Source organism: Bacillus sp. HMSC036E02 (assembly GCF_001836235.1).
Lineage (GTDB): Bacteria > Bacillota > Bacilli > Bacillales > Bacillaceae_G > Bacillus_A > Bacillus_A cereus.
Genome location: NZ_KV827861.1, coordinates 21,145 through 35,137, shown reverse-complemented (window position 1 = coordinate 35,137; position 13,993 = coordinate 21,145). Strand labels below are relative to the sequence as shown.

Here is a 13,993-nt window from a genome sequence, read left to right as displayed (position 1 = left end):
AGAAAAGATATGCTCAAATATGTAAAACTAATAAGTATTAGTTTAGTAATATCGTCTTGTATTATGGGAATTAATTATTTAGTTAGCTATCTTTGGTCAGGGCATATACCTTCTTTGACGTGGAGAACATATTTGATGTTTGTGTTTATATTTATGATGAGTTTTGGTTCAATGCAAAAAGAAGGAAAAGAGGATTATTGACAATAGTCTTCTTCGCCTTTCTTTCATTAACACAAATGGTTGTAACTGTTTTTGGAGATGCAGGTATGATTTTCAATATCATCTCACTATCGTTACAACTTGTAAGTTTGGGTGTAATTGTACCACATGAAATGCTTTCTAAAACATATCAAACAATCGGTGAATTATTTCCTGCAATATATGCAGGAAATGGCTATTATACAATAATATTTGGAGGAGTTAGTTTAGAAAGAAATATTATTTCATTATTAGTTATTGTATTGGTTATACAATTAGTAGCAGGTATGATTTTAGCTATAAAAGGAATGGCAAAGGGAAGAGGAAGCTCTGTAGTTAAAGTTGTATAAAAGTAAAAAGGTATCCTTCATGGGATACCTTTTACTTTTGTTACTTTGCAACTTCTGTCCACTTGTAGTTAAACTCACCACCGAAGTCAGTTGTTACAAGTCCTTTAATGAAAGAGCGTTGTAAGTAAGAACGACCTTGTTGGTATAAAGGAGCGACAGCGCCGTCTTGTAATAGAATTTTTTCAGCTTGCTTCATTGCTTCAAAGCGTGCTTTTTCATCGCCAGCTAAATCTGTTTTCACTTTATGAATTAGCTCATCGTACTCTTTGTTAGAGTATTTATCGAAGTTATAAGCACTATCTGTTGTAAATAGATCTAAGAATGTAATTGGATCAGCGAAGTCAGGGCCCCAGCCGTCAATACCAATTTCATAGTCACCACTTAATAGTAGTTTTAGCTGTTGTTTACGTGGTTGTGGTTTTAAATTCACTGTTAATCCGTCTAAGTTTTTTTCTAATTCACCTTTTAAATATTCACCAGTCTTTTTAGCTAAAGCATTGTCACTTGTTAATAGTTCGATTGTTACTTTGTCAGTACCAAGTTCTTGTTTTGCTTTTTTCCAGTTTTCTTTCGCTGTTTTCACATCATCCTTGACTAGATTTCCATTTTCTTTACGGAAGTCGTTGCCTTCTGGGCTCTTTGCGAATTTCGCAGGAACCATTCCTTCAGCTGGAACAGCGCCGTTATTTAAAATTGTTTCTACGTAAGCTTTTTTATTCATTGCGCCGTTAATAGCAAGGCGTGCATGTTGATTTTTTAATGTTTCATTTTTCTGATTTAGTCGTAAGAATTGAATGCCGACTTCAGCGCGTTCCTTGAAGTTTGGATCGCTCTTATATTTATCAACAAACTCTGCAGTTAAAGCAACGCGATCAATTTGTCCTGAATCATATAAGTTCACTTCTGTAGACTTATCTTTAACGACATTGAAGTTGATTTCTTCTAATTTTACCGTTTTAGCATCCCAATAGTTAGGGTTTTTCTTCAATTGGAAGCTTTGTTCATGTTTCCAGTTCTCTAATGTGAAAGCACCGTTGTAAATTAAATGATTTGTTTCCAAACCATATTTATCACCTTGAGATTTTAAGTACTCTTCATTAATTGGTAAGAATGTTGAGAATGTCGTTAAGCTTAAGAAGTAGGGAACAGGACGGTCTAGTTGTACTTCTAACGTTTTGTCATCGACAGCTTTGACCCCTAGTTGATCAATTGGCAATTGTTTTTGGTTTATTTGTTTCGCATTCTTTATATCGAAGAATAAGAATGCGTATTCAGCTGTTGTATCAGGATTTACGGCACGTTGCCAAGCGAAGGCAAAGTCCTTTGCTGTAACAGGAGTACCGTTTGACCATTTTGAATCACGCAGATGGAATGTATATTTTGTTTTATCGGGACTAATGTCAACCGACTCAGCGACACCAGGAACCGGTTTATTATCTTCTCCCATTGCATATAACCCTTCAAAAACATTGCGCATTACGTTCATGGATTCCCCATCCGTTGCTTTTGCAACATCCATTGTTGGAATTTCTGAAGCGAATGATAAGTTAATTGCCTGTTTATCAGGTGCTTTATCGTTTGCTTTCGCTCCGCTTGCATTATCTTTATTTCCCCCGCAAGCAGTTAGTAATAGACTTGCCCCTAAAACAGATGCAACAACAGGTATAACTTTTTTCTTCATTGTTCGTTCCTCCCTAAATGTGTTGTTCGTAACGTCATAATGTCCATGTCTGAAGTAGCTATAGAAGGAGATAAAACCTATTATAAATATTTGTTTATAGGTAATCAGGTGTTCTATATGTATATACATGTTGATCTATAATCTATCGTTATATGTTTCAACGTAGTAGACATTATATTTTGATGGTGAAATATTTCGTTTCTTTGATTATTTAGAATATTAACACTGAAAAGAACTATATGTCAATAATAAAAATAGATTGTTAATTTCTTAGAATAATATATTGAGAAAGCAGATTCTCATGTGTGAGAGAACCTATTTTAAATATATTTTGCTAAAAAAACAATTGGTGTGGGCTAATAATAAGTGGGGATGAAGAAACCCCCACTTATTAAAGTTTCACTTTATTTTTCAATTTTTGCCCACTTGAAGTTTAATTGACCTGCAAAGTCTACTTGCACAATTCCTTTCACATAAGAACGTTCTAAATAAGATTCGCCTTTTTGGTAAAGAGGAGCGATAACAGAGTCTTTAAATAATATTTTCTCGGATGCTAGTAATGCTTCCCAGCGAGCTTTTTCATCACCAGCTAAAGTTGTTTTCACTTTTGCTATTGTTTCATCGAATTCCTTATTAGAGTAATGATCTAAGTTATAAGGGTTATTCGTTGTAAATAGCTCAAGGAATGTAATTGGATCCGCAAAGTCAGGGCTCCAGCCATCAATTCCGATTTCGTAGTCACCTTTTAATAAAAGCGAAACTTGTTGCTTACGCGGTTGCGGTTTTATATTTACTGTTAATCCATCTAGATTCTTTTCTAGTTGTCCTTTTAAGAATTCACCAGTTTTCTTATCAAGGTCAGCATCACTCGTTAATAATTCTAATGTTATCTTTTCAGAACCAAGCTCTTGTTTAGCTTTTTTCCATAACTCTTGTGCAGATTTTGTATCAACTTTTGTTAAATCGCCATTTGCAGTACGGAAGTCTTTTCCTTCAGGTCCTTTTGCAAAGTTTTTTGGAACGAGACCAAATGTTGGTGTAGATCCATCATTTAATAACGTATTTACAAAGGATTTTCTATCAATTGTTTGATCAATTGCTTGGCGTGCAGAAACGTTTTGAAGCACTTTGTTTTGTTGATTCATACGTAAAAATTGTACGCCTACGTTTGGACGTTCTTTAAAGTTAGCATCCTTTTTATATTTATCGACGAAGTCAGATGTTAGTTTTATACGATCTAATTGTTTTGACTCGAATAAATTTACTTCTGTTGATTTTTCTTTTACGACGTTAAAATTGATTTCTTCTAGTTTGACAGTATCTTTATCCCAATAGGTAGGGTTTTTCTTGAATTTAAAGCTTTGTTCGTGCTTCCAATCGCTTAGTGTAAAAGCCCCGTTGTACAAGATTGTATTATCTTCTAAAGCGTACTTATCACCTTGTGCTTTAAAGAATTCCTCGTTAATTGGTAGAAATGTTGGGAACGCTGTTAAGCTAATAAAATACGGAACAGGACGCTCCAATTCTACCTCAAACGTATGGTCATCAACTGCTTTTACACCAAGTTGGTCGGCTGGAAGTTCTTTGTTGTTAATTTTTGTTGCGTTTTTAATATCAAAGAATAGAAATGCATATTCAGAGGCTGTTGCTGGATCTACGGCTCTTTGCCAAGCGAACACAAAATCTTTAGCTGTAACAGGAGTGCCGTTTGACCATTTTGAATCTCGCAAATGGAATGTGTATTTCGTTTTATCGCCACTTACTTCATGAGATTTTGCAACACCAGGAACAGGTTTGTTACCTTCACCAAGATTATACAAACCTTCAAATACGTTTCTCATTACTTGACCAGAATCAGTATCTGTAGCACGAGCCGTATCCATTGTTCGTATTTCAGTAGGTGAAGATAAGTTTAAAACCTGTTTACTAGGTGCCTCGTCTTTTGCATTTGCTCCGCTTGCTTCGTTTTTATAACTACCGCAACCAGTTAATAAAATACTTACTCCTACAACTGATGCAATACCGGGTACAAACTTCTTTTTCATTTGATTTTCCTCCTAAATAATTAAGTTTGGATGATGATGAGGGAAATGAAAAATAAAAAATCCCTCTTTTCATATTGAGAAAGAGGGATTTTTACGTACAAGTTATGCACCCGTATATAAACGAAGTCCCTCATTCTATCTTTCAAGCATAAAGCTTGCAGGAAGTGGCACAGTATTCAAAATGAACCTGTTGCCGAGGTTTCAAAGGGCCAGTCCCTCCACCTCTCTTGATACAATGAGTAAACGAATAAATTTTATTAATTTTTGTGTTTCTTTGATAATTCAAAATCTTACACCTTGAATAATGAAGTGTCAACTAAATGAAATATAGTTTAAATTTTCAGTTTTCTTAAACAAAAAAACCACTGCATAGGGCAGTGGTTTTTCTACTAGAAGTTAAAGTTATCTGGATCTGGACCAACGCGACGATCTTCATTTAAAGCTTGAATTGATTTCATATCATCAGCACTTAATTCAAAGTCGAAGATGTTTGCATTTTCAATAATGCGATGTTCTTTAATTGATTTGGGAATTGTTACAACTTCGTTTTGTAAATCCCAGCGTAAAATAATTTGCGCAGTTGATTTATTATATTTTGTCGCAATTTCTTGTAATGTTGGATTATCTAGTAGTTGTCCTTGCATTAATGGTGACCAAGCTTCAAGCTGAATATTATGTTCTTTACAGAATGCATGTAACTCTTCTTGTGCTAAACGTGGGTGGTATTCCACTTGGTTGACCATTGGCTTAATTTCAGCAATTTCAAATACGTCTTGTAAGTGGTGAATGTGGAAATTACTCACACCGATAGCGCGAACACGGCCATCTTTATAAAGTTTTTCTAATGCTTTCCATGATTCGGTATATTTCCCTTTTACAGGCCAATGTACTAAATATAAATCTAAATATTCTAGACCTAATTTCTCTAATGTAGTTTCAAATGCTTGAAGTGTTGTTTCATATCCTTGATCGCTATTCCATACTTTTGAGGTAATAAATAATTCTTCGCGTGAAACACCGGATTCACGAATCGCTTGTCCAACGCCTTCTTCATTTTGATAGATTGCTGCAGTATCGATGCTGCGGTAGCCATTTTTAATTGCTGCTTTTACAGAATCAATTACTTCTGAACCATCTTCTACTTTAAAAACACCTAAACCAAACCAAGGCATTTTTACACCGTTATGTAATGTTGTATAGTCTTTTAAACTTGTTAAAATCATATTATTTCCCCCTAGCTTTTTTGTTTGTTGCTTCTACTGCTTTTTGAATTGCCTCTGAAAAATTATATTCGTATAAAGTTTTGAGACCCTCAGCTGTGGAACCACCTGGCGTTGTTACTTGTTCGCGGAGGTTAGCTGGATTTTGCGTTTGTTCGAGCATAGAAGCAGAGCCAGAAATCATTTGAATGACAAGATGTTTTGCGGTTTCTTCATCGACTCCATAACTTTTTGTTGTTTCAATTAAGCTTTCAGCAAAGTAATAAAGGAAGGCTGGTGCACTTCCAGTAACTGCAGTAAGCTGATGAACTTCTTCCTCAGTACAAAGTTGCGAAGTACCAATACCTTTTAAAAGCAGTTGCAGGGTTTCTTGATGCATCTCATTTACTGATTGTCCCATTGTATATAAGGAGATAGATTTTCCAATTTCAGCAGCTGTATTAGGCATAATCCAAGCAACAGGCGTGCCCTTTGGGAGTCTAGCTTCTAAATAAGATGGTCCAATGCCAGCTGCGACTGTTACGACTAGTTGATTTGATATTAACGGAGATAGCTCAGCTAATAACTCTTCATGAGCAGAAGGTGGCATTGCTAAAACAACCGTATCAACAGATGTAACATGCTGTTTCCAATCTGTTGCAGTAGACACATTATATCGATGTTGTAACTGTTTTAGCTTTTCTACGTTGCTTCGATTAGAGACGATAATTTCTTCGATGTACTCTTTGCTTGTTTTAAGTAATCCGGAAAATATAGCTTCTGCCATACGACCGGCACCAATAAATAAAATTCGATGTTTAGTTAGCATATTCTTTATTCCTTTCTAGTAGAGATATGTTATAAAAACGATATCATCTTTAAGAGAATGTTGTAAAAAGAAAAGACTTACCGTAGATGGAATGGATAATGAGAAGGCGGAAATTCATGCTAATATTAACTGTTATTAATCTCTTTATATGTGTAGCTGGTTTGCTAGAGTGGAAGAGCAATTATAAGGGGCAAGAACATACAAATAATTATATCTAGAAAATAATTAGAATTGATAAACCCCTGAAGCATATATGCTTCAGGGGTTTACTAATAGAATATAAGATTATGCTTTTGTCATACCAAGTAATACAGCGCCGCCGATAATTAAAACACTACCTAGTGCAATAAAGATCAATTGACGTTTTGTTTTCTTTTCACCTAAGAATACAATCGCACCGAATGTTGAGATAACGATTCCAGTTTGAGATAATGGGAAGCTTGTTGCTACTCCAACACGTGGTAATGAAAGAAGTAAGAATAAGTTTCCAGTTCCCCATAGTAAACCAGACAAAGCATTACGGATTGCATATTTGTTAAACGGTTTATGTTTAGACGTCAGTACAACCGCACCAACAAACATACCAACTGCTTGTGGTAAAATAGCAGACCAACCATCAATATTATACCAACGAATAATAATTACATATACAAGATAGCCGAAAGTAGAAACAATTAAAGTAAGAAGTCCTTTTTTCAATTGTCCAGGTGGCTGAGCATTTTCTTTATCATCTAATGATGTGAATACAACACCAACTACAATTAATAGGATTGCAATCGTTCCCAGAATGATCGTTGTAGTAGTAGTCCACTCACGGAAAGCGATAACCCCAAAGATAGAAGTTGCAACAAGTTGCATACCAGTAGAAATCGTTACAGTAGTTGAAACACCTAGTTTTTCAACTGTTTTTAATTGGTTTACTTGTCCTAAAGCCCAGAATAAACCTGAAATAAAACCAACAATTAAGATTGTCATTGTTAAAGCTGGTTGAGTAAATACATACATAATTGTTGCGAAGAATAGAGCACCGATTGTCATACCTACCGTTTGGCTATATGCACCACCGCCCATTTTTACGCTTACTAATAAGATGTTTCCCCATGCAATTGCAGGAAGAAGCGCTAATAAAATGTCCATTACAAGACTCCCTTCGGTTTGCTATACCAATATAGTTACATATCGTTCTAACGATCGGTAATGCCCCACTAATAGAGTAGAAGATTACCGATCGCTAAAACAGGATGAAGAATTCACAATATAAATGCGTTTTCATTTCTTCATTTTTTGAAACACCTCCATATAATAACAGGAAATTGCCTATTTTAGAAAGTGAATTCAAATAAAATGTATATTTAAATAAGAGGTAAAATTCAGTTATTTCCCATTGGTATATTTTATTTCCTAAGAAATAAAGAAGCAGCTTCGACAAAAGCTGCTTTAAGAGTTAGTAATTCTTTTATTAATAAGTTGAATACATAGTAGAAATACGAGTGACATACCGATAGTAATAACTACAAGTGTCCAGGCGAGTTGCATATTACTTGCATCAATAGCCATGTAAATTGCAGTTGGGATTGTTTGTGTTTTACCAGGAATGTTCCCGGCAAACATGAGTGTAGCACCAAACTCACCGAGCGCGCGGACAAAGCTCAAAATCATCCCGCTTAGTAAGGCAGGAAATGCGAGTGGAAGTGTAACGTGCAGAAAAACTTGATATTCACTTGCGCCAAGGTCACGAGCACTTTCTTCAATTTGTACATTTGCGATAGAAAATCCCGTTTTCGCTGATTGGTACATAAGCGGAAATGCAACAACTGTAGAAGCGATAATCGCAGCAGTAGATGTGAACATAATAGACTGCTGAAATAATGATTCAACCCACTTTCCGATCGGGCTGTTGTTTCCAAAGATGATAATGAGAAAGAAGCCGATAACAGTTGGTGGAAGTACCATTGGTAATAAAAATATGGTTTCTAATAGTACTTTATATCGCCATGAGGAGCGAGCTAGTGCTCGCCCGACAATTGTCCCTAAAATTGTAACGAGAATAGTGGCGCACGCAGCTACTCTTAAAGATAGAAAGACAGGCGATAAAATAGCATCAATGCTCATAGTGATTACGACAGAACTGTAAATCCATATTTCTTAAAGATAGATTGTGCATCTTTTGACTGCAAATACTCATAAAATGAAGTCGCCTCTTTCTTATGTTTAGATTCCTTTATAACACCTAAAGGATAGTGGATTGGCTCATGAGAAGTAGCTGCTGCTGTCTCACCAATCTTTACTTTATCCGAAATGAGAGCATCTGTTTTGTATACGATGCCAGCATCGACATTCCCTGTTTCTACATATGTTAACACTTGGCGAACATCTTTTGTAAATACGACTTTATTTTGAACATCATTCCAAAGGTTTTCGTGTGTTAGAGAAGCCTTTGCATATTTGCCAGCAGGTACAGATTCAGGTGTACCAAGTGCAATTTTTTTGATTTTCTCATCTTTTAAATCTTGAAATTTTGTAAGTGAACTATCTTTAGGGATGACTAGAACTAGTTCATTTCCAAGAAGATTTTTCCCTTCTTTTTCACTAATGAATCCTTTTTTTACAAGGGTTTGGAATTTATCTTCTGCTGCAGAGAAGAATAAATCAGCAGGTGCACCTTGTTCAATTTGTTGTTGAAGTGCTCCAGAAGCACCGAAGTTAAAAGAAAGTTTGATATTTGGCTCTTTTTCTTTATATTGTTTTTCGATTTCTTTTAATGCATCTTGTAAGCTTGCAGCAGCTGAGATAGTCAGTTCAACTGTTTTATCCTCTTTAGCAGCTGACTTTGTATGCTTTTCCCCACTTGTACAAGCAGCACTAAATATAAGAAGGAAAGAAAGTATAAGTGCCCCGATGGAACGTAATGTAAATTTATTCATAAAAAAATCCCCTTTCGTTTTGATACATCTAATTATAACTAATTATATCTAAATATAACTAGTTATAATTGAATGTAATTTGAACATATATCTATTTTTAAAAAATAGGAGAAATATTCTTTTCTTTGTTACAATGAAAGGAGAAAGTGAGGAATCGTCTATGGATCATCATTCCTACACAACGGAAGAAGTAGCAAAGCGATTAAAAGTATCAAAATTAACTGTATACGACTTAATTAAAAAAGGAGAACTTCCTTCTTATAGAGTTGGTAGACAGATGCGCATTGATGCAGCAGATTTAGAACAATATATAAAGCAAATGAAAACAGGGAAAATACAAGGTACTCCTGTAAAGAGCGAAGATAGTAGAGGCTTGGATACATGTATTATTAGCGGACAAGAACTAACGTTAGATATGTTGGCAAAACGTATAGAAAATCGCCTGCCAAGTTCAAATATATTAAGGGCATATCAAGGTAGTTTAACGAGTTTAATAAAAATGTATCAAGGAGAAGGAAGTATCGTTAGTCTTCATTTGTTTGATGGAGAAACGGGTACATATAATGTTCCTTACGTAAAACGTATTTTAGTTGGACAACCATGTACTATGATTAATTTATTAGCAAGGAACGTTGGGTTTTATGTGCAAAAGGGAAATCCTAAAAATATAAAAACATGGGCCGATTTATCTCAATCATCTATACGATTTGTAAATCGAGAAAAAGGTTCTGGTATTAGGGTGTTAGTCGATGAACAATTGCGCATTCAAAAGTTAAATAAAGAACGTATTAGTGGATATGAATGGGAAGAATCGAATCATCTTGGTGTTGCCACGCAAGTTGCAAATGGAAAAGCTGATGTAGGAGTAGGTTCAGAAAAGTTTTCGCAAATTGTAAATGTGGACTTTATTCCAATCATGAAAGAACAGTATGATTTAGTAATTTTGAAGAATAAAGAAAATGAAGAGTTGATTGAAGTTGTAAAAGACATTCTGCAATCGGAAGAATTTCATAATGAATTAAATGCGATTGGCGGATATGATATTACGAAAACAGGTCAAATTGTATGTGAAACAAACTAAAAAGCTGCTTGTCTATAAGACGAGCAGCTTTTTCTATATATAAAGGGGGTTGGAGAAACAAAGTGTTAAACAAGACCTTGAGCAAGTGTATAAATGAAAGCCGTAAGAAGAGTAGCTCCACTTGCAAGTCCGATAAAGTCTGATTTGTTGAAAGTAATGTTGTTCATTATAAACTCTCCTTATTTGTTTAATGTAGTTGCAACAGCTTTTGCATCGACAAGTGCGGATAGCACCATGCCCATTGTATTTAAAAATTTATTTGATTTCATATTGTTCATCATGCGTATCCGCTCCTTTTCGAATTGTTGTTGCCCTGCTTATGTCTTAATTATAGGAAATATGTCCACTTGCAACTATCGAATTAGCTTACGAAAGACTTACACTTTTGTAAGAAAAAAAGACATTCATGTAAGAATGTCTTTCACAGCATATTGATATGATGATGGTCTTCAATTGTTTTTAAAAAACTACGCATTGAATTCGTCATATAGCTATCTTTACGGCGTATGAAAACCGTTGAAATACTGCCGTATTTTTCAGGGATTGCATGACAATGTACCTTACCTGCTTTAGAAAGATGATGGACAGCAGACTGTGGTACGAGTGTAATTCCGAGGCCGAGTGCAACGCTGTTTAATATTGTCTCTAATATATTGAATTCCATAATTCTTTTTGGTAGCAAACCTTCGTCTTTCAGCCATCGTTCTAGTTTGGAACGGTATCCGCATCCTTGGTTAAAAACGAGTAGAGGCGTTGTTGTAAATTTTTCTATATGAAAAGCTTTATTTTGTGTTACAAGCATTAATTTTTCTGTACTAACATCGTATTGTTCGATTAGTGGATGTTTAATAGGACCTGATATAAAGGCACCATCTAATTGATGATCAAGTACTTCTCTAATTAATTCTTCTGTTAGACCCGCTTGTAATGATAAATCGACATTCGGATAGCTTTTATAGTAAGAAGATAAAATGGTAGGCAGTGTACTTACTGTTTCGACTGTACCGATTTTCAATATACCGGAGGGTGTTTCGCTATCTAAAAATACTTGTTTTAGTTCGTCGACATCTTGCAAAATTTTACTAACATAAACGAGCATTTTTCTTCCTTCAGCTGTTAAAGTCATTCCTCGTTTATGGCGGTAAAAGAGTGGGGTTTTTAATTCGTTTTCTAGTTGTTTAATACGTGCAGTTACATTTGATTGTACATAATTTAATTCCTTTGCTGCGCTACTTACACTACCCTGGTCGGCAACGCTTTTAAAGATTTGTAAGTCTCGTAATTCCATTTTGTAATCCCCCTTGATGTTAACTATCATTATAAATGATAGTTAACATCATTTTGAATCATTTTACGTGATATATTTTTTCTTTTACAATTCTCTTTGTGCAAATAGAAAGAAACGGGGGATTGCGGTGAGAAGAGGTCAAATGATAATAGGGGCTGTAGCGTGTTTAATTGCGAGTATGTCATGGGGAGCGATGTTTCCAGTTGCTGATCATGCGCTAGAATACATAGATCCATTTTATTTTTCGCTTATTCGCTATGGAGCAGTGGCGATAATGCTGATTGTATTGTTGTTAATGAAAGAAGGAAAACAGGCATTTCGTTTAGAGGGAAGAGGAAAGTTACTCGTCTTTTTTGGAACGATGGCATTTACAGTATATAATGTCCTCATATTTTTAGGGCAAATGTTGATGGGTAAGTCGGGTGTAATGGTAGCTTCCATTATGGAATCACTTATGCCGATGATTTCTATTTGTATTTTATGGGGATATAAGCATATAAAACCGAAGAAGTATATGATAACGAGTATGGTTATTGCTTTTGTAGGAGCTGTGTTTGTTATTACAAAAGGTGACATGAGTTTCTTTGTAACATTGAAAGATAATATGTTCTCATTAGCATTTATATTTATTGGTGTTGTAGGCTGGGTTATTTATACGATGGGTGGTCAAACGTGTAGTGATTGGTCAACATTACGTTATTCTACGTTGACGTGTGTATTCGGTACGACTGTTACAGGAATTATAACGGTAATTATTACGTCGCTTGGATATGTTTCAGTTCCTAGTATGGGAACGATTTCTATTGTGAAGTATGATTTGTTATTTATGATGACATTGCCAGGTATTGTAGCGCTACTTGCTTGGAACTATGGTGTGAAAATTTTATCATCCATTAATGGGATTTTATTTATTAATTTTGTACCAATTACGACTTTAGTTATTATGATGATGCAAGGGTATCAGATCACAATGTTTGATATTATAGGGACTGTACTTGTTATTGCAGCGCTTATTCGCAATAACGTTTGCCAGAGAAAAGAAGAAAATATAAATAAGAGAGTTTTACAAGAAGAACAATTACGTCAAGCTGTTTAATAGGCAAATGGAGGATTTCACATGTTAGAAAGTTTATTGTTTTTCTTCGCCGTCGGAGTTGCTTGTGAGCTTGCAGCAATTAATCGAAATGGTCGTAAAAAGATAAAACAACAAGCTGAGCTGATACAGCTTTTAAAAGAATTGAAAGAAAGAAAAAATTAAAAAGACGACCGGGCATAGACGGTCGTCTTTTCTATTACTATTTATAATAAAGGGGAAAGGGGACACAAAGTTATACAAGCGTAGCAGCGTAAATGAAAGCAGTAAGAAGAAGAGAGCCGCTAGCTAATCCTAAAAAATCTAATTTGTTAAAAGTAATGTTATTCATAATACATTCTCCTTACTTGTTTAATGCAGAAGCAACAGCTTTTGCATCGAAAAGAGCCGATAATACCATGCCCATTGTATTTAAGAAATTGTTCGTTTTCATTTTGTTCATCATATTGATCCACTCCTTTTCGAATAATTGTTGCCCTGTTTCTGACTTAATTGTATGAAATATAGTAAGAAGTAACTATCGAATTAGCTTACAAGAAAATTACACTTTTGTAAGAATTGAAATTTAACAATTCATCCTTAATTTTATTACCAACTCCTAAAACTTAGTGTTATAATTATTGTAAGAATATGATTATACTTCGGATGTTTAGAAAGGAACGAAATAAATGTATAAACCAATTACATTTTTGTTGAAATATATATTTAAAACAGCTGGGAAAGTAGAAGTGCAAGGAAGAGAAAAGCTACCAGAAGGTGGTCCGTATGTTGTTGCGTGTACACATACAAGTTTTATGGATGTATTAATGTTAGCTACAGGGATGTACCCAACTCAAATTCATTACATGGCAAAAAAAGAATTATTTGAAGGGAAATTCAAAAATTGGTTCTTTAAAAATGTAAATGCATTCCCTGTAGATCGTGCGAATCCAGGACCAAGTACACTTAAAATTCCATCACGTTTATTAAAAGAAGGAAAGGTAGTAGGGATTTTTCCGAGTGGAACAAGATCAGCGGAAGATGTTTCATTAAAAGCGGGTGCTGTGACAATTGCGATGCGTTCTAATGTTCCGTTAGTACCAGCAGCTTATGTTGGTCCATCAAGTGTAAAAGAATTAATAAAGGGGAAAAAGGCACAATTGATTTTTGGAGATCCAATTCAAATTGAGGGTGGAGAACAAATAGATCGAAAAACCGTTATGAAAATGATGACAGATCAATTAAATGAGAAGTTTGAGGAGTTAAAAGAAGCTTTGCAATCAAATCAAAAATAAGAAAAGACGACCGGGCATAGACGGTCGTCTT

At 34.9% G+C, this 13,993-nt stretch carries 16 protein-coding genes and 1 riboswitch; of the genes, 6 read left to right on the top strand and 10 right to left on the bottom strand.

Annotated elements, in window-relative coordinates:
- The first annotated feature begins 9 nt into the window (after positions 1-9).
- Positions 10-201, top strand: coding sequence for a hypothetical protein (locus HMPREF2590_RS23520; RefSeq protein ID WP_000922547.1), 192 nt, complete (start codon positions 10-12; stop codon positions 199-201).
- The gene (locus HMPREF2590_RS23515) at positions 198-548 is read left to right on the top strand and encodes an ABC-2 transporter permease (protein ID WP_000156941.1); all 351 of its coding nucleotides are present in this window, start codon (positions 198-200) and stop codon (positions 546-548) included. The genes HMPREF2590_RS23520 and HMPREF2590_RS23515 overlap by 4 nt, the downstream gene beginning before the upstream one ends.
- Before the next feature lie 40 nt (positions 549-588).
- Here HMPREF2590_RS23515 and HMPREF2590_RS23510 read toward each other — a convergent pair whose 3' ends face one another.
- The 7 genes from HMPREF2590_RS23510 to modA form a co-directional block, all read right to left on the bottom strand.
- Complete coding sequence (locus HMPREF2590_RS23510; protein WP_000730945.1) at positions 589-2,229, bottom strand: peptide ABC transporter substrate-binding protein; 1,641 nt, start codon at positions 2,227-2,229, stop codon at positions 589-591.
- Positions 2,230-2,633: 404 nt separating this feature from the next.
- Positions 2,634-4,274: a peptide ABC transporter substrate-binding protein gene (locus tag HMPREF2590_RS23505; RefSeq protein ID WP_000726474.1), complete on the bottom strand. Its 1,641-nt coding sequence runs from the start codon at positions 4,272-4,274 to the stop codon at positions 2,634-2,636.
- Between the two features lie 132 nt (positions 4,275-4,406).
- A riboswitch (SAM riboswitch) is annotated at positions 4,407-4,511 on the bottom strand.
- Positions 4,512-4,663: 152 nt separating this feature from the next.
- Entirely contained in the window at positions 4,664-5,497 is an 834-nt protein-coding gene (locus HMPREF2590_RS23500; RefSeq protein ID WP_000604197.1) for an aldo/keto reductase, read from the bottom strand.
- A 1-nt stretch (position 5,498) separates the two neighbouring features.
- Positions 5,499-6,302: a pyrroline-5-carboxylate reductase gene (proC, locus tag HMPREF2590_RS23495; RefSeq protein ID WP_000956278.1), complete on the bottom strand. Its 804-nt coding sequence runs from the start codon at positions 6,300-6,302 to the stop codon at positions 5,499-5,501.
- A gap of 285 nt (positions 6,303-6,587) precedes the next feature.
- Positions 6,588-7,439, bottom strand: a complete 852-nt coding sequence (locus HMPREF2590_RS23490; protein ID WP_000353544.1) for a GRP family sugar transporter — start codon at positions 7,437-7,439, stop codon at positions 6,588-6,590.
- Between the two features lie 300 nt (positions 7,440-7,739).
- A complete protein-coding gene (gene modB / locus HMPREF2590_RS23485; RefSeq protein ID WP_000020526.1) occupies positions 7,740-8,414 on the bottom strand; it encodes a molybdate ABC transporter permease subunit in 675 nt (224 codons plus the stop codon).
- Between the two features lie 5 nt (positions 8,415-8,419).
- Positions 8,420-9,226, bottom strand: a complete 807-nt coding sequence (modA, locus tag HMPREF2590_RS23480) for a molybdate ABC transporter substrate-binding protein (protein ID WP_001032229.1) — start codon at positions 9,224-9,226, stop codon at positions 8,420-8,422.
- A gap of 133 nt (positions 9,227-9,359) precedes the next feature.
- Between modA and HMPREF2590_RS23475 the strand changes: the two genes are divergently transcribed.
- Entirely contained in the window at positions 9,360-10,307 is a 948-nt protein-coding gene (locus HMPREF2590_RS23475; RefSeq protein ID WP_000675609.1) for a substrate-binding domain-containing protein, read from the top strand.
- Between the two features lie 65 nt (positions 10,308-10,372).
- On the opposite strand, the gene HMPREF2590_RS23470 is transcribed toward HMPREF2590_RS23475, so the two are convergent.
- Positions 10,373-10,474 carry a DUF3948 family protein gene (locus HMPREF2590_RS23470; protein ID WP_001060018.1) on the bottom strand — a complete coding sequence of 34 codons (102 nt, stop codon included), beginning with the start codon at positions 10,472-10,474 and terminating at the stop codon, positions 10,373-10,375.
- Positions 10,475-10,728: 254 nt separating this feature from the next.
- Complete coding sequence (locus HMPREF2590_RS23460) at positions 10,729-11,595, bottom strand: LysR family transcriptional regulator (RefSeq protein WP_000423034.1); 867 nt, start codon at positions 11,593-11,595, stop codon at positions 10,729-10,731.
- A gap of 127 nt (positions 11,596-11,722) precedes the next feature.
- On the opposite strand from HMPREF2590_RS23460, the gene HMPREF2590_RS23455 reads away from it, so the two are divergent.
- Together HMPREF2590_RS23455 and HMPREF2590_RS23450 are read left to right on the top strand one after the other, a co-directional pair.
- On the top strand, positions 11,723-12,691 hold the full coding sequence (locus HMPREF2590_RS23455; protein ID WP_002098913.1) for a DMT family transporter: 969 nt from the start codon (positions 11,723-11,725) through the stop codon (positions 12,689-12,691).
- Positions 12,692-12,712: 21 nt separating this feature from the next.
- Positions 12,713-12,853 (top strand): YrzO family protein, encoded by a 141-nt coding sequence (locus tag HMPREF2590_RS23450; RefSeq protein ID WP_000894065.1) that lies wholly within the window; start codon positions 12,713-12,715, stop codon positions 12,851-12,853.
- Between the two features lie 70 nt (positions 12,854-12,923).
- On the opposite strand, the gene HMPREF2590_RS30090 is transcribed toward HMPREF2590_RS23450, so the two are convergent.
- On the bottom strand, positions 12,924-13,019 hold the full coding sequence (locus tag HMPREF2590_RS30090; RefSeq protein ID WP_001060007.1) for a DUF3948 family protein: 96 nt from the start codon (positions 13,017-13,019) through the stop codon (positions 12,924-12,926).
- 337 nt (positions 13,020-13,356) lie between these two features.
- Here HMPREF2590_RS30090 and HMPREF2590_RS23435 point away from each other — a divergent pair, with 337 nt between their 5' ends.
- Entirely contained in the window at positions 13,357-13,962 is a 606-nt protein-coding gene (locus HMPREF2590_RS23435) for a lysophospholipid acyltransferase family protein (RefSeq protein WP_000277780.1), read from the top strand.
- The last annotated feature ends 31 nt before the right edge of the window (positions 13,963-13,993 follow it).